Genomic DNA, 21,867 nt, shown 5'->3' with positions numbered 1-21,867 from the left:
GCCGCCGGTCGCTCAGGCGGAGAGATCCACCGCCGCATAGCCCACGCGGTCCGGCGCGCCGGCTGCGAAATGCCAGGACGGCGTGGCGGCCGGATCGGCCGGCAGGCCGATGACCGATGAACTGCATGTGCCGAATCCCGCGCGCGGCGGAATGTTCAGTTCGCTTCCGGCCGGTAGCGAACGGTCGGAGAGCAGGCGCGTCCAGTTCGTCCAATCCGGCGGCACAGGGCGCTCGGCTTCGCGGAAGCGTGGCAGGTGCCGGCCGATCCGCGGGATCGACATATCGTCGGGCTCGGTCGTCGCGGCCATGTGCGTGCCGGGTTCCAGCGCCCTGACCTCCGGCGTGGCATAGCCGAGACCGGAGATGAAATAGGCGTTGTCGCGGTCGGCCACCATCATGTTGAACGACCGCCACGCCCCGGCATCCAGGTTGCCGATGGCCCGCGCCGCCTCGGCCGCCGTGGCATGTTCCAGCGCCAGCAGGGGCAATTCGCCGCGCGAACGTTTGCCCGGCGCCGGGCCCAGACTACCCACCCGATTCATCACGCCGGCAACGACGCCCGCATCGTTCAGGGCCAGCCAAGACCCGCCGGCCAGCCTGTCCCGTCCGCCGACCACCATGGGCCGATCCGGCCAGTGGCGGCCGGGCGCGTCCCATATGCGGTCCAGCCGTTCGTCACGGTTGGCGCCGAACAGCAGGGGCCAGGGGGCGCCGGGGGCAAAGGACAGGACGATCGTACACATACGGGCTCTGGCTGCTCCTGTGCCTCAGCCGGCGCGCGCCGGGCCGGCTTCGCCGAAGACGCGGGTATAGCTGTGATCCAGCGCACCCAGATGGGAATCGCTGTTCATCGCCGCATCCAGCACCTCGGCCGGCACGCGGCCCGCCACTTCGGGGTCGGCATCCAGGTTTTCGCGGAACGTACGGCCATCGGGCTCGCCCAGTCTGGTCCATGTCGCCATGGCATTGCGCTGGACGATCCGGTAGGCGTCCTCGCGCAGGATGCCGGCCCGCGCCAGCGCCAGCAGCACCTCGCCGGAATGCACGACACCGCCCAGGCTTTCCAGGTTGGCCAACATGCGATCCGGATAGATCACCAGCTTCTCCATCATGCCGGCCAGGCGAGCCAGCGCGAAATCCAGCCCGATTGTGCCGTCGGGGCAGATATTGCGCTCGACCGACGAGTGGCTGATGTCGCGCTCGTGCCACAGCGCCACATTCTCCAGCGCCGGGATGACATGGGCACGCACCAGTCGCGCCAGTCCGGTCAGGTTTTCCGACAGCACCGGGTTACGCTTGTGCGGCATCGCCGACGAGCCCTTCTGGCCCGGATGGAAGAATTCCTCGGCCTCGCGCACTTCCGAACGCTGAAGATGGCGCACTTCGATCGCCAGCCGCTCGATGCCGCTGGCGATGACCGCGAGCGTGCAGAAATAGGCGGCATGGCGGTCACGGGGAATCACCTGGGTCGAAACGCCCTCGGGTTCCAGCCCCAGCTTCTCGGCCACGAAGGTCTCGACGCGCGGATCGACGTGGGCGTAGGTACCCACCGCGCCGGAAATGGCGCAGGTAGCGATTTCGGCGCGGGCACGCACCAGCCGCTCGCGATTGCGGGCGAATTCGGCGTAATGGCCGGCCAGTTTTAGGCCGAACGAGGTCGGCTCGGCATGGATCGCGTGGCTGCGGCCGATGGTCAGCGTGTATTTATGCTCGAACGCGCGGCGCTTCAGCGCCTCCAGCACCGCATCCAGATCCGCCAGCAGCATGTCGGTCGCCTGGACCAGTTGCACCGACAGGCAGGTATCCAGCACGTCCGACGACGTCATGCCCAGATGCACGAACCGGCTTTCCGGCCCGATCTTCTCGGCCAGCCAGGTCAGGAAGGCGATGACGTCATGACGCGTCTCGGCCTCGATCTCATCGATGCGGTCCAGATCGGCCTGCGAGAAGGCGGCCATGGCGGCATCGCCCTTCTCGCGCACCACACGCGCGGCCTCCGCCGGCACGCCGCCGTACTGCGCCATGGCTTCGCACGCCAGAGCCTCGATTTCGAACCAGATCCGGTACCGGTTCTCGGGGGCCCAGATGGCGGCCATGGCGGGACGGGTATAACGCGGAACCATCGTGCTCGGCTTTCTCTCTTCGACCAGATGCCAATGGGCGGCATCGTCACGTCATGCAGCAATCCCGGATCGATCGACATCTGCTCCGGGGACGGGGCTGCCCCTTTAGCCGATTTCCCGCGCCACGTCTTCCTTCGAAAGCGGCAGAGCCCTTGCCCGGTTGCAACGGGAATGGTCAACATCACGCGGCACCGGCCGACAGGCCGACGGATTATTCTCTATCGGGAGCGAGACCATCTTCACCCTCTCCGCGCTGGCCTCGCTGTTGCAGGTCATTCTGATCGACCTGACCCTGGCGGGCGACAACGCCGTGGTGATCGGCCTGGCCGTGCGCGGCCTGCCGCATCCCCTCCGGGGGCGCGCCATCCTGGCCGGCGTCGCGGCAGCCGCGATCATTCGCGTCTGCCTGGCGATCGTCGCCGTCCAGTTACTGGCCATCATCGGCCTGACCCTCGCCGGCGGCATTCTGCTGTTGTGGGTCTGCTGGCGCATGTTCCGCGAACTGCGCCACCAAGAAGCCCCCGCGACCTCCGATGAGGCGCCGCCCGGCGCGCTGCGTTCCGCCATCATCCGCATCATCGTCGCCGACCTGTCGATGAGCCTCGACAACGTACTGGCCGTCGCCGGCGCGGCCGGCGAGCATCTGTGGGTGCTGATCTCCGGCCTGGCGGTCTCGGTCCTGATGATGGCCCTCGCGGCCTCGCTGATCGCACGGCTGCTGGAACGGTTCCGCTGGATCGCCTGGATCGGGCTGCTGATCGTGCTGGGTGTGGCGATCGAACTGATCATCAAGGGCGGCGGCGAAATCTGGCACGTCGTGTCATGATCGTGCGCCACGCCTGCTGACATGAGGCCCACCATGCCGCCATTCGCTACGCCACCCGCCCAGCGTCGCGTTCCATCGCGCTCCTGGGGCGGTCTTGCGCGCGTCGCGGGCATCGCGGCGTGGATGGTCCTCTCCTGCCTGTCTTCCCCCGCTACCGCCCGTGATATCGCCAGCGACATGGCCGCCGCACCCACCCTGTCTCCGGCGTCGGGCGACGTGGCGGCACGGGTCGAGACCTACCTGCATCTCCTCTCTCCCGAAGGCGGGAGCATCAGCGACTATCTGGCCTTCCTCGACCAGCAGCCGACGTGGCCCCGTCGCGCGGCGATGCTGGACCGCGTCCAGAGCCTGATGGCACAGGCCCCCGTCGATGACGGCGCCCTGGCACGGGCCTGCACCACGCTGCCGCTCACCTCCGCCCCCGCTCTGGTGGCCTGCGCCCGCCTGCCTGCGCCACCGCCCGGCCTGATGGCCCATGCCCGACAGGCCTGGGTGGCGGGAAACGACCGGGCGACCGATGAGGGCCCGTTTCTGGCAGTCTTCGGCTCCGCGTTCACGGAAGACGACCAGTGGCAACGGTTCAACCGCCAGGAACTGAACGGCCATGCGGATGCCGCTCGCAGGCAGGCCGCCCGGTTGCCCCTGGCGCGGCGGGCGCTGGCGCTGGCCCGGCTTGCCTTGCGAACCGCCCGGCCCGATTCCGGCGCGTCCGCCGGAATGTCCGCGCTGGCGACCGTACCACCCTCGCAGGCCGATGACCCGATCCTGATCCTGGACCGGCTGCGCTGGCTGCGGCGAACGGGACAGGCCGACGAGGCCGCCGCCCTCTGGCCGCAATCCGGCCTCGCGGCCGAGAGGCGCATGCCCCTGCCCTCCTTCTGGAGCGAACGGGATTCGCTGGCGCATGAAATGCTGCTGGCCGGCCGCGATCAGGAAGCGCTGTCTCTGGCGGTCACGACCAGCGACATGAGCCTGGCCGCCCGGAACGATGCCGATTTCCTGGCCGGCTGGATTCTGCTGCGCCGTCTGCACGACCCGAAACGTGCCGCGGAACGGTTCCGATCACTCTGCACCTCCCGCGCACTGATCAAACGCAGTCGCGGCCTGTACTGGACCGGTCGCGCGCTGGAGGAGGCCGGCGACACCAAGGGCGCGCGCACAGCATGGCAGCAGGCCGCCGCCATGCCCGGCACCTTCTACGGCCAGATGGCGCTGTCGCGACTGGATGGGGACGCGGCCAGTCCCCTGCTATTTCCCGAACGCTCCGGCGCGCTGGTTCGCGACCGGCTGGACAGCGTGCCCATGCCGACGTGGACCAACGACGACATGCACCGTTTCGAGGCCAGCGATCTGGTGCAGGCGGCCCGGCTTCTGGCTGCCCAGGGCGACCTGCCCCATGCGCGCGACTTCCTGCTGTTGCAGGATTCGCGTCAGGATAATGCCGTCGGCCATGCCCTCGCCGCGATGCTCGCGGTGCGGCTGGGCATGCCCGACGTGGCGGTGGCGATTACCCGCCGCGCGGGCCGTGACGGAATCGCGCTCCTGCCGCTCGGCTGGCCAACGCCGTTCCGGGCCACTCTCCCGGAGGAATTGCCTGCTGGCTTCGTCATGGCGGTGATCCGGCAGGAAAGCAGTTTCGATCCCGGCATCGTCAGTCCGGCTGGGGCCTACGGGCTGATGCAGCTTCTGCCGGGCGCGGCGCGGGACGTGTCGCGTTGGGCTGGCCTGGCGACCGGCACGGTGACTGGTGCCAGCCTCACCGACCCGAGGCTGAACATGCGAATCGGCACCGCTTATCTCTCCCGGCTGATGCGCAAGTTCGACGGAGCGATTCCCTATGTCCTGGCGGCCTACAATGCCGGGCCGCACCGCACTGACCAGTGGCTGGCCTCGGTTGGCGACCCTGCGCATGCCGACCCCACGCCCACCGCCATGCTCGACTGGATCGAGAGCATTCCGTTTGCCGAAACCCGCAGCTATATCCAGCGCGTGGAGGAAAACCTGGCCGTCTACCAGGCCCTGGCCTCCGGACCCGGATCGGAGGCTTCTCCATGACCCCTGCCCGCCTTGTCGCCAGTTTCGGTGGCTGCGGCTTTTCGCCCGTCGCACCGGGGACGGTCGGTTCCCTGGCGGCGCTCGTCTTCGGCCTGCTGTTCCTGCCCCACCCTTTCGTCATGGGCGTGGCGATCCTGCTCTGCTGTGCGATTGGCTATATGGCGACGGCGCGGGTCAGCGATGGCGAGGACCATCAGTGGATCGTGATCGATGAAGTCGCGGGCATGTGGATCGCGATGTTCCCGCTGACGTTTGGCCCCATGCCGGTGGACCCGCTATGGCTCGACCGGCTCGATATCCTCTGGCTGCTGCTCGCTTTCGCGCTGTTCAGGCTGTTCGACATCACCAAGCCCGGTCCCGTCGGCTGGTTCGACCGGCGACATGATGCAATCGGCATCATGGGCGACGATATCGTGGCCGGCATCATCGCGGCCCTGCTTCTCGCAACCGCGCGGATGCTGATCGTCATGGCCTGAAAGCCTCGTGGGGTGCCTCATGACGTCCATGCTGAACGAAACATTATTGGCCCAGGCGGCGGATGTGCTGGACCGGATGCGCCACGCTGGCGTGCGGGCCGTCACCGCTGAAAGCTGCACCGGCGGACTGGTCGCCGCCGCACTGACCCATCACGCGGGATCATCGGAGATGATCGAAGGCGGATTCGTCACCTACTCGAACGCGATGAAAACCGCGCTGCTGGGCGTTCCGCCGACGCTGCTGGCCCGTCACGGGGCGGTCAGCGCCGAAGTCGCGGCGTCCATGGCGCGGGGAGCGCTGGCCCACGCACCGGATGCCGATCTCGCGGTCTCCATTACCGGCATTGCCGGCCCAGGCGGCGGTTCGGCGGAAAAACCGGTCGGGCTGGTCTGGTTCGGGGCCATCCGCCGCGACGGCGAAGGCAGCACCGTCTCCCGCCACTTCACCGGCGATCGGGAAACCATTCGCCGACAGGCCGTCGAACAGGCTTTGGACCTGCTGACGGAACTGACGGACGCCACATGAAAATCGTTCCGGCCCGACCCTCAAGGCCGGACCGAAATGCCTGTCTGGATGGCCAGGCTTACTGCGGCGAACGCTCCGGCATCGTGGGCGCCGACGGGGTAGGCGGCGAAATCGTCCCGGTTCCCGCAGGAACGGTTGCGGTAGGCTCAGTGCCAGGAGGAACGACCCCGGACGGAACGGCGCCGGGCGGGACCGACGCCTCGGGTGGCGGCGGATTGCCGGCGCGGGCGGTGGCGAGGCTCTTGGCGTTCAGATCATCGGTCGTGGACGATCCCGTGGCCGCTTCCTGATGGTCTTTATGGTGATGATGATGGTGGTGGTAAGGCTCCGCGAGGACCGGCGTACCGACAACCAGGGCTGCGGCGACAATCATCGGACCGAAAGACAATTTCATCACGATCGTTCCTCCAAAGGCTGGGACGCGCCCACATGCGGGCACGCGGCGTCATGACGGCCCGGGGCCATCATACCACCTTGCGCCAATGCCAACGTCCTTCAGGCACCTCCGGTTCCGGCTGGCTGCGCATTCGTGGGCTGCGCCAATGGCTTCTCGGTCGCGGGCGGCGGCCCATAGATATCACGCGCCCGCCGGATGAAGGCCGAGACCATCAAGCGCACGGCCTCGTTGAACACCACCCCGATCGCCGCCTGCAACAGGCGCGAGCGGAACTCGAAATCGACGAAGAAATCGACCAGGCAACCCCGTGGGTCCGGCGTAAAGGTCCAGACATTGTTCAGGTAACGGAACGGCCCTCTTTCATAGCGCACGCGGATGCGCGTGGGATGTTCGAGGTCCACGCGGCTGGTAAACGTCTCGCGGAACGGACCGAAGCCGATCGTCAGATCGGCCACCAGTTCGGTCTCGGTGCGGGTGCGCACCCGCGCGGCGGCGCACCAGGGCAGGAATTGCGGATATTTGCCGACATCGGCCACCAGGTCGAACAACTGCTCCGGCGCATAGGCAATCAGGCGACGTTCCGCATGCGTCGGCATCAGACGCTCTCCGCCCCGCTGCGTACCGCCGCCAGCTTCGCCTCGCGCGCCGCGCGCAGTTCGGCGAAGTCGGAATCGGCATGGTACGAGGACCGGGTCAGCGGCGAGGCGCTCACTTGCAGGAACCCCTTGGCCCGCGCCATCGCGGCATAATCGGCGAATTCGTCCGGCGTCACGAAATGCTTGACCGGCGCATGCTTCACCGTCGGCTGAAGATACTGGCCCAGCGTGATGAAATCGACATCCGCCACCCGCAGATCGTCCATCACCTGCAGGATCTCGGGCCGTTCTTCACCCAGCCCGACCATCAGACCGGATTTGGTGAAGATCGACGGGTCATGGCGCTTCACGTCATCCAGCAGCCGCAGTGACTGATAATAGCGCGCGCCGGGGCGGATGGAGGTGTACAGCCGCGGCACGGTTTCCAGATTATGGTTGAACACATCCGGGCGCGCCGCCACGACCACTTCCAACGACGCCGGCTTGCGCAGGAAATCCGGGGTCAGGATCTCGATCGTGGTCGTGGGCGACGCCGCGCGCACCGCGCCGATGACGCGGGCAAAATGCGCGGCCCCGCCATCGGGCAGATCGTCGCGATCGACCGAGGTAATGACGACATGGCGGAGGCCCAGCTTGGCCACGGCTTCGCCCACGCGCTCCGGCTCGCCGTCATCCAGCGGGTTGGGCATCCCGGTGGTGACGTTGCAGAAGGCGCAGGCACGGGTGCAGATCTCGCCCATGATCATCATGGTGGCGTGGCGCTGCGACCAGCATTCGCCGATATTCGGGCACGCCGCTTCCTCGCACACCGTCACCAGCTTCTGCTCGCGCATCAGGGCACGGGTCTCGTGATAGACCGGATGATTGGGCGCCTTGACGCGGATCCAGTCCGGCTTGCGGGCGATGGGGTTGTCCGGCCGATGCGCCTTCTCGGGATGACGGAGCAGCGCACCGCCTTTTCTATGGTCGATCACCACGCGCGTGGACATAAGGCAGAACCCATAAAGCAGACAGACAGCCAGAAGTGGAACGTCGCGGGGGGCGCGTCAAGCAAACATCCCCCCTCCCCGCGCGCCGGCGATCAAAAGCTCTGGAGCAGCCTCCCGGCTTCTCCATTCAGATGTGCAGCGCCCCGTCATAGGCTGCCAGCACCGCCTCATGCATCGCTTCCGAGATGGTGGGATGCGGAAAGACCGTTTCCTTAAGTTCCGCATCGGTCAGTTCCGATGTACGGGCAATGACATAGCCCTGGATCATTTCCGTCACCTCGGCACCGATCATGTGCGCGCCCAGCAATTCGCCGGTTTCGGCGTCGAACACCGTCTTGACCAGCCCCTCTGGCTCGCCCATCGCAATCGCCTTGCCATTGCCGATGAACGGGAAGCGGCCGACGCGCACCTTGTGCCCGGCCTCCTTGGCGCGGGCCTCGGTCAGACCGACCGAGGCGATCTGCGGCCGGCAATAGGTGCAGCCGGGGATATTCAGCGGGTCGATCGGGTGGACATGCCGCCCGGCGATCGCCTCCACGCACATCACCCCTTCATGGCTCGCCTTGTGCGCCAGCCATGGCGGGCCGGCCAGATCGCCGATGGCATAGATGCCCGGCTCACCGGTGAAGCATGTCGCATCGACCTTCACATGCGTCCGCTCAACGGTGACGGCAGTGCCTTCCAGGCCGAGATTCTCGACATTGCCCACAATGCCCACCGCCGAAATCACGCGGTCCACGGTAATGGCGTGCGTCTTGCCGCCGGCTTCGACCGACAGGCTCACATTATTGGCGCCCTTGGTGATCGGGCCGAGCTTGGCCCCCGTCAGGATCGTCATGCCCTGCTTGACGAACGCCTTGTGCGCCAGCGCGCTGATTTCCTCGTCCTCGACCGGCAGGATGCGGTCCAGCACTTCGACGACCGTCACCTCGGCGCCCATGTTGCGATAGAACGAGGCGAACTCGATACCGATCGCGCCGGAGCCGATCACCAGCAGCGATTTCGGCATTTCGGTCGGCACCATCGCCTCGCGATAGGACCAGATCAGCTTGCCGTCAGGCTCCAGCCCCGGCAGCACGCGGGCCCGCGCACCGGTCGCCAGGATGATGTTCTGCGCACTCAGCGTCGCAACGGGCTTGCCGTCCTTGGTCACGGACAGCAGGCGGCGACTGCCATCCTTGCCCGCCAGCGCCCCGAACCCGTCGAAGACCGTGACCTTGTTCTTCTTCAGCAGATGCCCGACGCCAGAGGAAAGCTGGCCGGCCACCTGGCGCGAACGCTTGACCACCTTTTGCAGGTCGAACCGCACATTGTCGGCCGCGAAGCCGAATTCGCCCAGATGGTGCAGCAGGTGATTGATCTCGGACGCGCGCAGCAGCGCCTTGGTCGGGATGCAGCCCCAGTTGAGGCAGATTCCGCCCAGATGATTGGCCTCGACCACTGCGGCCTTGAGCCCAAGCTGGGCGGCGCGAATCGCGGCGACATACCCGCCGGGACCGCCGCCGACGACGACGAGATCGAATTCTGTCTTGTTCATTGATGTACGTTCCCGGAGCAGGATGCCGGTGCAGAAAAGCCCGTGGCCCGGACAAGCCGGGCCACAGCGGTTCAGACGACGAGGCTAAGCGGCGATTCGACCACCGAGCGGAAGGCAGCGACCCATTCGGCTGCCAGGGCGCCGTCGACCACGCGATGATCGACCGACAGCGTTACCGTCATGACGGTGGCGATCGCGAGCGCATCGCCCTTCACCACCGCCCGCTTCTCGCCCGCCGCGATGGCCAGAATGGCGGCCTGCGGCGGATTGATGATGGCCGAGAATTCCTTGACCCCATACATGCCCATGTTCGAGATCGAGAACGAACCGCCCTGGAATTCCTGCGGCTTCAGCTTGCCGGCGCGAGCACGGGCGATCAGCTCCTTCGCCTCGTTGCTGATCTGGCTCAGCGACTTGCGGTCGGCATTGCGGATGATCGGCGTGATCAGCCCATCGGGCACCGACACCGCGACCGAGACATCGACATCGTCATACAGGATGGTCGCGTCCTCGGTGTAGGACGCATTGACCTTCGGCACCCGCCGCAGCGTGACGGCAACAGCCTTGATCAGCAGGTCGTTGACCGACAGCTTGAACGCCCCCGGCCCTTCGGCTGGCGAGGACGCATTGAGCTGAGCGCGCAGGGCCAGCAACGCATCCAGTTCCACGTCCATGGCGACGTAGAAATGCGGAATAGTCGATTTCGCCTCGGTCAGCCGGCGGGCGATGACCTTGCGCACCGAAGAATTCGGCACCGCCGTATGCGGCACGTCGATCGTCGGCGTCGACTGCGGCACGACCTTGGGAGCAGCCGGCGCGGCAACCGGCGCGGCCACAGCCGCCTCGACATCGCGGCGCACGATGCGGCCATTCGGGCCACTGCCCTTCACCGTAACCAGATCGACACCCTTCTGGGCCGCGATACGTCGAGCAAGCGGTGAAGCAAAGACCCGCCCCGCCTTGGGCGCGGCCTCGGCAGCCGGAGCAGGAGCCGGCGCGGCTGCCGACTTAGCCGATGCCACGACCGGCGACGCCGCAGGGGCGGTAGAAGCCGCTTCCGGTGCCGCGGCGGTCGGCGCCCCATCGGGCACCGCCTCACCGTCCGCCACCAGAATGGCGATCGGCGCATTCACCTTAACGCCTTCGGTCCCGGCCTCGACCAGGATACGACCCAGCGTCCCCTCATCGACGGCTTCGACCTCCATCGTCGCCTTGTCGGTCTCGATCTCGGCGATCACGTCGCCAGAGGCGATAGCCTCGCCTTCCTTCTTCAGCCAACGGGCCAGTTTGCCCTCGGTCATGGTCGGCGATAAAGCCGGCATCAGGATGTTCACGGACATGGCGCGCGTTCCTCAGACCAGCTTGCGGACCGCATCCACCACCCAGGTCGGGTTCGGGAGGGCCAGCTTTTCCAGATTTGCGGCGAAGGGCATCGGCACATCGGCCCCGGCGACCCGCGCAGGCGGTGCATCGAGATAATCGAACGCATGTTCGATGACCTGCATCGCCACTTCCGCGCCGATCCCGGCAAAGGGCCAGCCTTCCTCGACGCAAACGAGGCGGCTGGTCTTCTTCACGCTGGCGACGATCGTCTCGGTATCCAGCGGGCGGATGGTCCGCAGATTGATCACTTCGGCCGAAATCCCCTGCTCGGCCAGAATCGCGGCGGCTTCCAGCGCGGTGCCGACCATGATCGAGAAGGCGACGATGGTGACGTCCGTCCCCTCGCGCTCGATCTTGGCGCGGCCGATCGGCAGGATGAAATCATCATCGACCGGGCACGGGAATTTCTGGCCGTACAGGATCTCGTTTTCCAGCACGATCACCGGGTTCGGATCGCGGATCGCGGCCCGCAGCAGCCCCTTGGCATCGGCCGACGACCAGGGCGCCACCACCTTCAGGCCCGGCACATGGCCGTACCAGCTCGCATAGCATTGCGAATGCTGGGCGCCCACACGGGCGGCGGCACCATTTGGGCCACGGAAGACGATCGGGCAGGAAATCTGTCCGCCCGACATGTAGCGCGTCTTGGCCGCTGAATTGATGATGTGGTCGATCGCCTGCATCGCGAAATTCATGGTCATGAATTCCACAATGGGCTTCAGCCCCGTCAGCGCAGCGCCGACAGCCATGCCGGTAAAGCCATGTTCGGTGATCGGCGTGTCGATCACGCGCTTCTCGCCGAATTCGTCCAGCAACCCCTGCGAGACCTTGTAGGCCCCCTGGTATTGCGCGACTTCCTCGCCGATCAGGAACACGTCCTCATCCCGCCGCAGTTCGGCGGCCATGGCGTCGCGCAGGGCTTCGCGCACCGTGATCTCGACCGCCTCGCCCCATTCCTTTTCGGGCGCGACCGTCGGTGTAGCCGGCGCGGCCTGGGCCGAGGTTGGAGCGGCCTGCGGCGCGGCCGGAGCAGCGGCCTTGGTGGCCGGCGCGGCTTCCGCACCGTCCGATTGCAGGTTCGCGATCGGCGTATTCACCGCGACATGCTCCGTACCTTCCGGCACCAGGATGTCGCCCAGCGTTCCTTCATCGACGGCTTCGACTTCCATCGTCGCCTTGTCGGTCTCGATCTCGGCGATCACGTCACCGGCGGCGATATGGTCACCGGGCGTCTTCAGCCAGCGGGCCAGTTTGCCCTCGGTCATGGTCGGCGACAGGGCAGGCATCAGGATCTGCGTGGTCATCGTTCAGCCCTCCACCAGCACATCGGTCCACAGTTCCGACGGATCGGGTTCCGGGCTGCTCTGCGCGAAATCGGCCGCATCGACCACAATTGCCTTCACCTTGTCCTCGATCGCTTTCAGTTCCGCCTCATCGACACCGACGGACAGCAATTCACGACGCACCCGGTCGATCGGGTCGTGGTTCTTGCGCATCTCGTCCACCTCGCTGCGCGGACGATATTTCGCCGGGTCGGACATGGAATGGCCGCGATAGCGATAAGTGGCCATTTCCAGCAGGAACGGCCCCTTGCCGGCACGGCAATATTCGACCGCCTCCCGCGCCGCCTGCCGCACGGCTTCCACGTCCATGCCGTCGACCTTGCGCCCCGGAATCCCCCAGGGCTCGCCATTGCGCCACAACGCCTTCGAGGCCGAGGCCCGCTCGACGCTGGTGCCCATGCCGTAATGGTTGTTCTCGATCACGAACACGCAGGGCAGCTTGTGCAGCGCCGCCAGATTGAAGCTCTCATAGACCTGGCCCTGGTTGGATGCTCCCTCGCCGAAATAGGCGATCGAAACCTCGTCGGTACCGCGATATTTGTTTGCGAAGGCCAACCCGATCCCGAGCGCGACCTGCGCGCCGACGATCCCGTGCCCGCCATAGAAATTCTTCTCGCGCGAGAACATGTGCATCGACCCGCCCTTGCCGCGGGAATAGCCACCCTCGCGCCCGGTCAGCTCGGCCATGACGCCACGCGGGTCCATCCCGGCGGCCAGCATCTGACCATGGTCGCGGTAGGAGGTAATAAGCTTGTCGCCCTGCTTCAGCTCCATCTGGATGCCGACGACCACGGCTTCCTGGCCGATATACAGATGACAGAAGCCGCCGATCAGGCCCATGCCGTACAATTGGCCGGCGCGTTCCTCGAACCGGCGGATCAGCACCATGTCGTAAAAGGCGTGCTTCAGTTCGTCCGTGGTGAAGATCGCATTATTCCGGTCGGGGGCGAAAACGCCCGCGTCAGTGCCGGACGGTTTTTTATCGTCCATGATTTTTCTCCCTTTTTGCGCACCGCGACGCCGGAACGGGATGATGTCCCCGCTCTCTGGCGCTCCGGTCAGATGGTGTTCACTCAATTTGCCGTGTTTACGGATCGGGCGTGCGGTTTTCCCGATAAACCGACCTGCGACGGCAATGGCGGAATCCGACGGCAGATTTACGATTTTCATTACCTTTTTATCGTGCTGAAAGCCGTCCTCAAAGGCGGAAAGAGGTGTAGGGTCGGAAACAAACCGAGCGCATTTGGTAAACGGAGTGAACGTGAGCGACAGCAGCGGCCGAAAGATGTTCTGCGGCAACAGGGTGCGCGCGCTGCGCACCGCGAATGCGATCTCGCAGAGGATGATGGCCCAGCGCCTGGCCATTTCCGCCAGTTACCTCAATCAGATCGAAAACAACGCCAAACCGGTCCCTAGCCGGTTGCTGATGGCGCTATGCGACATGTTCTCCGTCGCCCCGAGCTATTTCGGCGATGACGGTGAAATCCGGATGCTCCGGCTTCTGCGGGAGGCATCCAGCGACCCGATGTTCCGGTCCTCGCTGCCGGAACGCGAGATTCATGGCGCTATCAGGGACAATCCCGCTTTCGTGAAGATGTTTCTCGAACTCTATCGTTCGGTCAGAACCATGCACGAACAGGGCACCGAGAGTCAGCCCGACAAACGGACGGAAGCCGAGCGCGCCTCGGCATGGTCCAAACTCTCCTCGGCCTACGAGATCGTCGGCGACTGGGTGCAGGCTGAACGAAACTATTTCGACACGCTCGACCGTACTGCCGAACAATTGTACGAAACCGCCCGGCTGGATACCGACACGATCGGAACAGGGCTGGAACGCCATCTTCGCGATCGCTTCGGCGTCACGGTCTCCACGACGACCATCGAGCCCGTCATCGCCAACAGCAGCCCCTGCCATTTCGACAGCACCGAAAAAACCGCCCGCTTCGTCCCTGGCCTGTCCGGCCCGACCCGGACATTCTGCATGGCCCGGCTGATCGCCCATCTGGGATATTCCACGCTGATCGACGAAGCCGCCCGTCACCCGCTCCTGTCCGACGAGAACACCCGTTCGATCGCCCGCGCCGCAATGGCCAATTATTTCGCGGGCGGGCTCATGATGCCCTATGAATTGTTCGCGGCGAAAGCCAAGGCGTTCAAGCATGATATCGATTACCTGCAAACGACCTTCTCGGCCAGTTACGAGCAGGTATGCCAGCGGCTCTCGTCCCTCCAGCGTCCGGGCGCGGAAGGGGTTCCCTTCTACTTCATCAAGGCGGATGTGGCGGGGAATGTACTGAAAAGCTACAGCGCCAACCGTTTCAGCCGCGCCCGTTTCGGGGCGTTGTGCCCACGCTGGAACGTCTTCGAAAGCTTCTCCGCCGCCGGCAAGCTGATCATCCAGATTTCGCAGGATACCGAAGGCGGCCTGTTCATCAGCGTGGCGCGGGCCGTCCTCCCCCACCCTCAGTCATTCTTCGACCGCCAGCCGAAACGCGCGATCGTCCTGGGCTGTTCCGTCGCCCATGCGGACGAAGTTGTCTATTCGTCGATGCTCAACCTGCACGATCCGCGCACATTCATCTCGATCGGCCCCGGCTGCCGCTCATGCGTCCGTGCCGATTGCGAACATCGCGCGATGCCGCAGAGCGGTTTCTTCTTTCAGCCGGCGGCAAACGCCTGACCAGGCGGTCTCATAGGGACGGCCCTATTCCGATGCGTGCGCCGGCGCCTCTGCCCGCTGATACGGCCCGGATCGTCCACCCGATTTATGGATCAGGCGGACATGGCTGACTGTCATGTCCCGATCCACCGCCTTGCACATGTCATAAAGGGTCAACGCACAGACACTGACCGCCGTCAGGGCCTCCATTTCCACCCCGGTCTGGGCGGTCGTGCCGACACGGGCCTCGATCTCGATCCCGCTTCCATCGCCGGAAGGCGTCAATTCCACGCGCACGGAACTCAGGGCCAGCGGGTGACAGAGCGGAATGAGGTCCGAGGTCTTCTTGGCCGCCATGATACCCGCAATACGGGCAACCGCCAGCACATCACCTTTCTTCATACCGCCAGAGAGTATCAGTCCCAGCGTTTCGGGCCGCATCGTCACCAGCCCCCGTGCGACGGCCTGCCGTTCGGTCACCGGCTTGCCGGCAACATCCACCATCACGGCATGGCCGTTCGCGTCGAGATGCGTCAGATCACCCGCAACCGGCACGATTCAGGCATCACCCAGCAAGGCGCGGGCCGCCGCGCCCGGCGACGGATGACGCAGCAGGCTTTCGCCCACCAGAAAACCACTGGCCCCGACGGCATTGAGCCGCATGACGTCATCATGCGTACGGATACCACTTTCGGACACTACGATCCGATCCGGCGGGACCAGAGGCGCAAGTTGAAGCGTCGTCTCAAGATCCGTCTTCAATGTCTTGAGATTGCGGTTATTGATTCCGATCAGCGACGTATCCAGTGCCAGAGCCCGGTTCAGTTCGGTCTCGTCATGCACCTCGACCAGAACGTCCATATCCAGGCCACGCGCGATATCCAGCAGCTCGGCCGCCTCGCTGTCGGTGAGGACCGCCAGGATCAGCAGGACGCAATCCGCACCGATGATGCGGCTTTCATGTACCTGCCAGGGGTCGAGGATGAAATCCTTGCGCAGGATCGGCAGCGAACAGGCATCGCGCACCCGTTGCAGATCTTCTGCGCAACCATGAAAGCACGACCCCTCGGTCAGCACCGAAATGCAGGCGGCCCCAGCCTTTTCATATTCGGCGGCGATACCCGCCGGATCGTAGTCGGCGCGCAGAATCCCGGCCGACGGCGAGGCTTTCTTGATTTCCGCGATCAACCCGATCTGGCGGTCGGCCGTCCGCTGCTTCAGCGCCTGGCCGAAACCACGGGTGGGTGTGCTGACTTCGCGAGCCCGGGCCGTGACCTCCTTCAGAGGCGTCACGGTCGCCCGTTGCGCGACATCGACCCCGGTCCGGGCGCAGATGCGCGCAAGGACGTCCGGAAGTCCATCCGGGTCCGAGGCGGTGCCGCACTCGTTCTGAGCGGGATTCGTCGCGGTATCGTTCATGATCAACCCTGTATGAATTCGTCCCGCACGGGCGGCATGCCGGCGCGCGCGGATTTCAAGACAGCCAGTGCAGACCCGTCATCCAGAACACGGGCCGCCTCGGCGACCAATGCCCGCAAAGATGCGGGCTGCACTTCCCCTTCTTTCAGAATGTTCCCACGTCCGGCCACATGCAGCGCTGCCGCCGCGTTCAGCAGGACCGTATCCCGATAGGCCCCGCGGGCACCGGCGAGCAATTCTTCCAGGGCGGCAGCGTTCTCGGCAGGTCCTCCGCCCGCAATCGCCGAAATCGGTGCCGGAGGCAAACCGGCATCACCGGGCTCCAGCACGAAATCATACAGAACGCCGTCCTGCAAAGCCACGATCGCGGTGGGTCCGGCCAGCGTCAGTTCATCAACACCCTGCCCCACGCCGCATGTGCCATGGACGGCCCATGCGCACTCCGAGCCCAGAAGCTGCAACGTCTCCACGACCGGCCGCAGCCACGCCGGATCGAACACCCCAACCAGTTGACGCGTAACGTCGGCGGGATTGCACAGCGGGCCGATCAGGTTGAACAGCGTCCGCATCCCCAGCGCCGAACGCGCAGGTGCGGCGAAGCGCATGGCCGGATGGTGCGAAGGGGCCGCCATGAAGACCAGGCCACTCTCGTTCAGCCGTGTCGCGATCACGGCCGGGTCGTCCGACAGTGCCACGCCCAGCGCCCCCAGCACATCGGTCGCTCCCGAACGAGACGACAGCGCCTTGTTGCCGTGCTTGGCCACCGGTACCCCCAGCGCCGCCAGCACGAAGGCAACGGCGGTCGAGATATTCAGCGTTCCCAGCCCGTCACCGCCGGTTCCGCAGACATCGATCGTGCCCGCCGGTACCGGCGCCACCCGCCGCATGCGCGACCGCACGGCGCGCACGGCGCCCAGCAATTCGGCCCGCTGCTCACCCCGCACCCGCAGCGCCATTAGAAACGCCGCGATCAGCATGTCCGGGATGCCGCCATCCATGATCAGGCCGAACGCCTGTTCGGCATCGGCCTCGTTCAGGGTTTCCCCAACGGCCAACCGGTTCAGAATGGTTCTAAAGGCGTCGGTCGGGGTGACAGTCGGGGCCGGCGTACCATCCATCTTCTGTCAGGCCGCCTTTCGCGGCGTATTGAGGCCGCGCGCAATCGCCAGAAAATTGGCCAGGATGGCGTGCCCCTGCTCCGACGCGATACTCTCGGGATGAAACTGGACGCCAAACACCGGCAGCGTCCGGTGGCGAAGCCCCATGATCACGCCATCCTCGGTATGCGCCGTGGCCACGAGGTCGGGCGGCAGCGTATCGGGTTCGACCGTCAGGCTGTGATAGCGGGTCGCCATAAAGGGATCGGGCAACCCTTCGAACACGCCACTGCCATCATGAAAGACCGGGCTGACCTTGCCATGCATGGGCACCGGTGCCCGGACCACAGTGCCACCGAAGACCTGCCCGATAGCCTGATGCCCCAGGCAGACGCCGAAAATCGGCACATGACCAGCCGCGCGGCGGATCAGGTCGCAGCAGATCCCGGCCTCGTTCGGCGAACGCGGGCCGGGCGACAGGACGATTGCCTCGGGCTTCAGCGCCATCGCCTCGTCAACCGTCAGCGCATCGTTGCGCCGCACGTCGCACCGTTCCCCCAGATCGCCCAGATAATGGACGAGATTGAAGGTGAAACTGTCGTAATTATCGATCAGCAGGATCATGGCGACATGATGGCCTGCTGTTCCAGCCCGGTCAAACAACAGTTCAGAATTTCATCGAAATAATACGTACCGTCCAAAATTGGATCGTTTGTTACGAAAATCAGACGAGAACGTATAATTTTATAACAAAAATAGACAGTGCGGTCAGTCCGCATTGCCTCCGCGCGCAAACCGCACCGCCACTTCGGCCGCACGGAACAACGCACGAGCCTTGTGCTGGGTTTCCTCATATTCCGCATCGGGCACGCTGTCGGCGACCACGCCGCACCCGGCCTGCACATGCATCTGCCCGTCCTTGACCACGGCCATCCGCAGACCGATGCAGGTATCCATCTCGCCATTCGCACCGAAATAGCCGATGCAGCCGGCATAGGTGGCACGGCGGGTCGGCTCGACTTCGTCGATGATCTCCATCGCCCGGATCTTCGGCGCGCCGGTCAGGGTGCCGGCGGGGAAACCCGCGACCAACGCATCCAGCGCCTCCAGCCCAGGCCGCAATTCACCTTCGACATTCGACGAGATATGCATGACGTGGCTGAACCGCTCGATCACGAATTTCTCCGTCACCTTCACGCTGCCGACCGAACAGACCCGCCCGACATCATTGCGGCCCAGATCGATCAGCATCAGATGTTCGGCCAGTTCCTTGGGGTCGGCCAGCAGATCCCGCTCCAGCGCCAGATCCCCCTCCGCCGTGCGGCCACGCGGCCGGGTGCCGGCCAGCGGCCGCACCGTCATCCGCCCGTCGCGCAGGCGCACCAGGATCTCGGGGGAGGACCCGACGAGCGTGAACCCGTCGAAGGCCAGGTGGAACAGGAACGGCGCTGGGTTGATGCGGCGCAGCGACCGATACAGCGCCAGCGGCGGCAAGGTGAAGCGGGTCGAGAATCGTTGGCTGGGCACGACCTGAAAGGCATCACCGGCCGCGATATACTCCTGGATGCGCCGGACCATCGCGCAGAATGCCTCGCGCGTGAAGTTCGAGCGCGGAGGCTCCAACGGGCCGGTATAGTCCGGCTGGGTCTCATGTAGCGCCAACGGCTCCGACAGCGTCCGGCGCGCCAGCGCAATCAGGTCTTCCGCTGCCTGCCACACCTGCTCGGGCGCGCGGTCCGGGCTTGGGCGCACCGGTACCGCCAGGATCAACTCGTCCCGCACAGTGTCGAAGATCGCGAACAGGCCGGGGCGGATCATTACGCCCTCGGGCAGGTCCAGATCGTCGGGTGGGCTGTCGGGCAGATGCTCCATCTGCCGCACCATGTCGTATCCCAGATAACCGAATAGGCCGGCCGTCATCGGCGGCAGCCCCGCCGGCAGCACCATCCGGCTGTCGCGGATGATCGCGCGCAGCGAGTCCAGCGGCGCCTCCGCAACCGGGACGAAACCGGTAGGATCACGGTCGGGCGCACGATCGATCGCCGCCTTCCCGTCATGGCAGCGCCAGATCAGGTCCGGCAGCAGGCCGATCACCGAATAGCGGCCCCGCGCCACCCCGCCCTCGACGCTTTCCAGCAGAAAGGCGTTGCGCGCCGGACTGGCATCGGTCGCGCCTGCCAGTCGAGACAGGCGCATATAGGCCGAGACCGGCGTCAGCAGATCGGCGGCCTCCACGCTCCAGACCACGCTGCCCTCTCCCTGTCGCAGGGCGGACAGCGCCGCCTCGCGTTCCTCATGGGTCGGCGCGGCGGGAATGGTCTGAACGATGGTTGTCACGGGCTGCTCTCTCCGGCGCCGCCGGTCCCGCTCACCGAGGACAGGGCCGATTTCAGGGCGCTCATATTGGTCTTGGGCTTGACCACCTGCTGAAGGGCTGCGGCGTAGGACATCCCGATATCATCCGCCAGGGCCTGCGACATGGCGCTGCGGATACGCCCGACGCGCATCGCCTCCGTGTCCGGCGCGGGGTGGGTAATCGCGGTCAGCGTCGCGACATAAAAACCGTCAGGCCCATCCAGCATCATCGTCTGCCCCGTCTTGTCGAGGCGGAAAGCCAGTTGAGCCAGTTCTTCGGGCACGCCCTCCACCGCCTGTCCACGCGCCAGCGGCGCCGGATGTTCGACCGGCTGGCCGGCGGCAGCCGCCGCGACACCGCCATGGTCCTTGGCCGCAACATACAGCGCGGTGGCCGCGACATTGGCCGCATGGCGGCGGGCCTCGTCGTCCCAGGCGGCGCGCACCTGTGCGGCGGCCGCGTCGAAGGGCTGGACCTGGGCCGGCATGATGCTGTCGACCGCGACCGCGTACCAGCCATTTTCCGGCCCCTGGACCAGCGTGGGATTGGCCCCCTTCGCCTGGCTGAAGACCTTCTCGATGATCGCCTTGCGCAACGCGAGCGATGCCGGGATCGGCGCGGTCTCTCCCCCCTGGGTCATGCCCTGCGCGTTCAGCGTGCCAGCGATGGCCGCCGCGCCCAGATTGTCGGGAATATGGTCCAGTCCGCCGCCGGCGATCGCGTCCTGGAGCTTCTGCACGCGCTGGCCGATCAGTTCCACGGCCTGACCTCGGGCGATCTGCTCGCGCAGTTCCTGCCGGGCGGCATCGAACGTGGTCACGTGCGGCGGCGTGACCAGCGTAACCTTGAAAACGACCCAGCCGGTATCGACCTGCACCGGCCCCTGAAGGTCGGCGACCGGAGCGGCGAAGACCAGCTTGCCCAGCCCCGCCGAGGGAATGCCCACCTGGCGGACATTATCCATCTGCACCGTGGCAGAATCCTTGGCGTCGGCCTGGATGCGGTCCCAGTCGGCACCGGCTTTCCACTGGTCGGCGATGGCCTGCGCGCGTGCCTGGGTGGGCGCCGTCACGATCTGCACGGTACGGGTTTCCGGCACGTTGTATTTCGCGGCCTCGGCCTCATACAGCCGCTTCAGTTCGGCATCGGGGATCTCGACCGACTGCGCCACGCTGTCGGGCGACAGCACGACGATGCGCGCATGGCGATATTCGGGTGTCTGAAACAGCCAGGAATGATTGTCGTAGAAGCGATGCAGTTGCGCCGCATCGGGCGTCGGGACCACCTGGGCTGTCAGCGGAAAGCGCACCAGATCGATGGTCCGGGTCTGGGCATCGAAATCGAACACATGGCGGACCATGGTTTCTGGCGCACGGGCACCGTTCTGGAGCGGTTCGACCAGTGCGCGCACCGCGAGGTCGGCGCGGATCAGATCGAGCAGGCGCTTTTCGGTCATGCCGATCTGCTGAAGGCGCGAATCGAACAGCTTGCGGTCGAATCGGCCGTCCGGCCCCTTGAAGGCCGGCAGCCCGAACACTTCCTCGCGCAGCGCATCATCCGGCACGGTCACGCCCAGCCGCTCCGCCGACAACGTGATCTCGGACTGCATCAACAGCCGCTGCAACACCTGCTCCGCCGCCTGTCGCCGCGTCGCGACCGGCAACTGCGACGGGTCGGTCATCCCTGATTGGCGGGCGACCTGCTGCAATTCGTTCTGCACGGCCGAGAGGAAATCCTCTGTGGTCACGGTCTGACCGCCCACCCGCACGATGACATCGGCGCGCTCGCTGCCGATATTCGACAGGACGTCGCCCACGCCCCAGCCGACAAAGGCCAGGAACAACAGGCCGGCGATAACGCGCCCCAGCCAGGAATCGACAAAGACGTGACGCAGGAAGGAAATCATGAACGGCAATATCCGGGCGAAGGCGGCACAAGCGACTATGGCGACCGGATGGCCGCCTTATTCGGCCGGGCACCATAAGGATACGGCCCGCGATTGACCAGAACCCTATGCGCGGGTGCCGCGTTGGCGCGTGGCCATTGTGCTGGCGCGGTGCGCATGGTGTACGGTATCGGCGACC

20 protein-coding genes are annotated in these 21,867 nt (G+C 65.7%); 5 read left to right on the top strand and 15 right to left on the bottom strand.

Annotated elements, in window-relative coordinates; all coding sequences use genetic code 11:
• Positions 1-12 precede the first annotated feature (12 nt).
• Both C7453_RS14830 and purB read right to left on the bottom strand, forming a co-directional pair.
• Complete coding sequence (locus tag C7453_RS14830; RefSeq protein ID WP_114728360.1) at positions 13-744, bottom strand: NRDE family protein; 732 nt, start codon at positions 742-744, stop codon at positions 13-15.
• A gap of 24 nt (positions 745-768) precedes the next feature.
• Positions 769-2,124 (bottom strand): adenylosuccinate lyase, encoded by a 1,356-nt coding sequence (purB, locus tag C7453_RS14825; RefSeq protein WP_114728358.1) that lies wholly within the window; start codon positions 2,122-2,124, stop codon positions 769-771.
• A gap of 235 nt (positions 2,125-2,359) precedes the next feature.
• On the opposite strand from purB, the gene C7453_RS14820 reads away from it, so the two are divergent.
• Genes C7453_RS14820 through C7453_RS14805 form a run of 4 tightly spaced genes read left to right on the top strand, consistent with a single transcriptional unit; the run spans position 2,360 to position 6,007 of the window.
• Complete coding sequence (locus C7453_RS14820; protein ID WP_114728445.1) at positions 2,360-2,950, top strand: YjbE family putative metal transport protein; 591 nt, start codon at positions 2,360-2,362, stop codon at positions 2,948-2,950.
• A 33-nt stretch (positions 2,951-2,983) separates the two neighbouring features.
• Positions 2,984-5,005, top strand: a complete 2,022-nt coding sequence (locus tag C7453_RS14815) for a lytic transglycosylase domain-containing protein (RefSeq protein ID WP_245949065.1) — start codon at positions 2,984-2,986, stop codon at positions 5,003-5,005.
• Entirely contained in the window at positions 5,002-5,481 is a 480-nt protein-coding gene (locus C7453_RS14810; RefSeq protein ID WP_114728356.1) for a phosphatidylglycerophosphatase A family protein, read from the top strand. Before C7453_RS14815 ends, C7453_RS14810 begins: the two co-directional genes overlap by 4 nt.
• A 28-nt stretch (positions 5,482-5,509) precedes the next feature.
• Positions 5,510-6,007 carry a CinA family protein gene (locus C7453_RS14805; protein ID WP_114728441.1) on the top strand — a complete coding sequence of 166 codons (498 nt, stop codon included), beginning with the start codon at positions 5,510-5,512 and terminating at the stop codon, positions 6,005-6,007.
• A gap of 58 nt (positions 6,008-6,065) precedes the next feature.
• On the opposite strand, the gene C7453_RS14800 is transcribed toward C7453_RS14805, so the two are convergent.
• From C7453_RS14800 to pdhA, 7 genes are all read right to left on the bottom strand, one after another.
• Positions 6,066-6,404, bottom strand: a complete 339-nt coding sequence (locus C7453_RS14800; protein WP_141288869.1) for a hypothetical protein — start codon at positions 6,402-6,404, stop codon at positions 6,066-6,068.
• Between the two features lie 98 nt (positions 6,405-6,502).
• On the bottom strand, positions 6,503-7,000 hold the full coding sequence (locus C7453_RS14795) for a type II toxin-antitoxin system RatA family toxin (protein ID WP_114728352.1): 498 nt from the start codon (positions 6,998-7,000) through the stop codon (positions 6,503-6,505).
• A complete protein-coding gene (gene lipA, locus C7453_RS14790) occupies positions 7,000-7,989 on the bottom strand; it encodes a lipoyl synthase (protein WP_114728350.1) in 990 nt (329 codons plus the stop codon). The genes C7453_RS14795 and lipA overlap by 1 nt, the downstream gene beginning before the upstream one ends.
• A gap of 127 nt (positions 7,990-8,116) precedes the next feature.
• The gene (gene lpdA, locus C7453_RS14785) at positions 8,117-9,526 is read right to left on the bottom strand and encodes a dihydrolipoyl dehydrogenase (RefSeq protein WP_114728348.1); all 1,410 of its coding nucleotides are present in this window, start codon (positions 9,524-9,526) and stop codon (positions 8,117-8,119) included.
• Between the two features lie 71 nt (positions 9,527-9,597).
• On the bottom strand, positions 9,598-10,866 hold the full coding sequence (locus C7453_RS14780; protein ID WP_114728346.1) for a pyruvate dehydrogenase complex dihydrolipoamide acetyltransferase: 1,269 nt from the start codon (positions 10,864-10,866) through the stop codon (positions 9,598-9,600).
• Between the two features lie 12 nt (positions 10,867-10,878).
• Positions 10,879-12,213 carry a pyruvate dehydrogenase complex E1 component subunit beta gene (locus C7453_RS14775; protein WP_114728345.1) on the bottom strand — a complete coding sequence of 445 codons (1,335 nt, stop codon included), beginning with the start codon at positions 12,211-12,213 and terminating at the stop codon, positions 10,879-10,881.
• Between the two features lie 3 nt (positions 12,214-12,216).
• Positions 12,217-13,242 carry a pyruvate dehydrogenase (acetyl-transferring) E1 component subunit alpha gene (gene pdhA / locus C7453_RS14770; protein WP_114728439.1) on the bottom strand — a complete coding sequence of 342 codons (1,026 nt, stop codon included), beginning with the start codon at positions 13,240-13,242 and terminating at the stop codon, positions 12,217-12,219.
• Between the two features lie 271 nt (positions 13,243-13,513).
• Between pdhA and C7453_RS14765 the strand changes: the two genes are divergently transcribed.
• On the top strand, positions 13,514-14,932 hold the full coding sequence (locus tag C7453_RS14765; RefSeq protein ID WP_141288867.1) for a helix-turn-helix domain-containing protein: 1,419 nt from the start codon (positions 13,514-13,516) through the stop codon (positions 14,930-14,932).
• 24 nt (positions 14,933-14,956) lie between these two features.
• Here C7453_RS14765 and moaC read toward each other — a convergent pair whose 3' ends face one another.
• The 6 genes from moaC to C7453_RS14735 all read right to left on the bottom strand — a co-directional run bounded on the left by moaC (position 14,957) and on the right by C7453_RS14735 (position 21,689).
• Positions 14,957-15,466, bottom strand: coding sequence for a cyclic pyranopterin monophosphate synthase MoaC (moaC, locus tag C7453_RS14760; RefSeq protein WP_114728341.1), 510 nt, complete (start codon positions 15,464-15,466; stop codon positions 14,957-14,959).
• 3 nt (positions 15,467-15,469) lie between these two features.
• Positions 15,470-16,330: an indole-3-glycerol phosphate synthase TrpC gene (gene trpC, locus C7453_RS14755; RefSeq protein WP_114728339.1), complete on the bottom strand. Its 861-nt coding sequence runs from the start codon at positions 16,328-16,330 to the stop codon at positions 15,470-15,472.
• Between the two features lie 2 nt (positions 16,331-16,332).
• Positions 16,333-17,448 carry an anthranilate phosphoribosyltransferase gene (gene trpD / locus C7453_RS14750; protein WP_114728337.1) on the bottom strand — a complete coding sequence of 372 codons (1,116 nt, stop codon included), beginning with the start codon at positions 17,446-17,448 and terminating at the stop codon, positions 16,333-16,335.
• A 6-nt stretch (positions 17,449-17,454) separates the two neighbouring features.
• Positions 17,455-18,051 carry an anthranilate synthase component II gene (locus C7453_RS14745; protein ID WP_114728335.1) on the bottom strand — a complete coding sequence of 199 codons (597 nt, stop codon included), beginning with the start codon at positions 18,049-18,051 and terminating at the stop codon, positions 17,455-17,457.
• A 144-nt stretch (positions 18,052-18,195) separates the two neighbouring features.
• Entirely contained in the window at positions 18,196-19,764 is a 1,569-nt protein-coding gene (gene trpE / locus C7453_RS14740) for an anthranilate synthase component I (RefSeq protein ID WP_371858479.1), read from the bottom strand.
• Positions 19,761-21,689: a peptidylprolyl isomerase gene (locus C7453_RS14735; protein WP_114728333.1), complete on the bottom strand. Its 1,929-nt coding sequence runs from the start codon at positions 21,687-21,689 to the stop codon at positions 19,761-19,763. Before C7453_RS14735 ends, trpE begins: the two co-directional genes overlap by 4 nt.
• Positions 21,690-21,867 lie beyond the last annotated feature (178 nt).

Origin of the sequence: Gluconacetobacter liquefaciens (assembly GCF_003350405.1) — a bacterium.
Lineage (GTDB): Bacteria > Pseudomonadota > Alphaproteobacteria > Acetobacterales > Acetobacteraceae > Gluconacetobacter > Gluconacetobacter liquefaciens.
The sequence above is the reverse complement of the archived record's forward strand: the minus strand, read 5'-3'. Positions and strand labels throughout refer to the sequence as shown.

Coding starts and splice junctions, on each gene's coding strand:
- C7453_RS14830 (WP_114728360.1), bottom strand. CDS start 744: ATGTGTACGATCGTCCTGTCCTTTGCCCCCGGCGCCCCCTGGCCCCTG.
- purB (WP_114728358.1), bottom strand. CDS start 2,124: ATGGTTCCGCGTTATACCCGTCCCGCCATGGCCGCCATCTGGGCCCCC.
- C7453_RS14815 (WP_245949065.1), top strand. CDS start 2,984: ATGCCGCCATTCGCTACGCCACCCGCCCAGCGTCGCGTTCCATCGCGC.
- C7453_RS14810 (WP_114728356.1), top strand. CDS start 5,002: ATGACCCCTGCCCGCCTTGTCGCCAGTTTCGGTGGCTGCGGCTTTTCG.
- C7453_RS14805 (WP_114728441.1), top strand. CDS start 5,510: ATGCTGAACGAAACATTATTGGCCCAGGCGGCGGATGTGCTGGACCGG.
- C7453_RS14795 (WP_114728352.1), bottom strand. CDS start 7,000: ATGCCGACGCATGCGGAACGTCGCCTGATTGCCTATGCGCCGGAGCAG.
- lipA (WP_114728350.1), bottom strand. CDS start 7,989: ATGTCCACGCGCGTGGTGATCGACCATAGAAAAGGCGGTGCGCTGCTC.
- lpdA (WP_114728348.1), bottom strand. CDS start 9,526: ATGAACAAGACAGAATTCGATCTCGTCGTCGTCGGCGGCGGTCCCGGC.
- C7453_RS14780 (WP_114728346.1), bottom strand. CDS start 10,866: ATGTCCGTGAACATCCTGATGCCGGCTTTATCGCCGACCATGACCGAG.
- C7453_RS14775 (WP_114728345.1), bottom strand. CDS start 12,213: ATGACCACGCAGATCCTGATGCCTGCCCTGTCGCCGACCATGACCGAG.
- pdhA (WP_114728439.1), bottom strand. CDS start 13,242: ATGGACGATAAAAAACCGTCCGGCACTGACGCGGGCGTTTTCGCCCCC.
- trpC (WP_114728339.1), bottom strand. CDS start 16,330: ATGAACGATACCGCGACGAATCCCGCTCAGAACGAGTGCGGCACCGCC.
- trpD (WP_114728337.1), bottom strand. CDS start 17,448: ATGGATGGTACGCCGGCCCCGACTGTCACCCCGACCGACGCCTTTAGA.
- C7453_RS14745 (WP_114728335.1), bottom strand. CDS start 18,051: ATGATCCTGCTGATCGATAATTACGACAGTTTCACCTTCAATCTCGTC.
- C7453_RS14735 (WP_114728333.1), bottom strand. CDS start 21,689: ATGATTTCCTTCCTGCGTCACGTCTTTGTCGATTCCTGGCTGGGGCGC.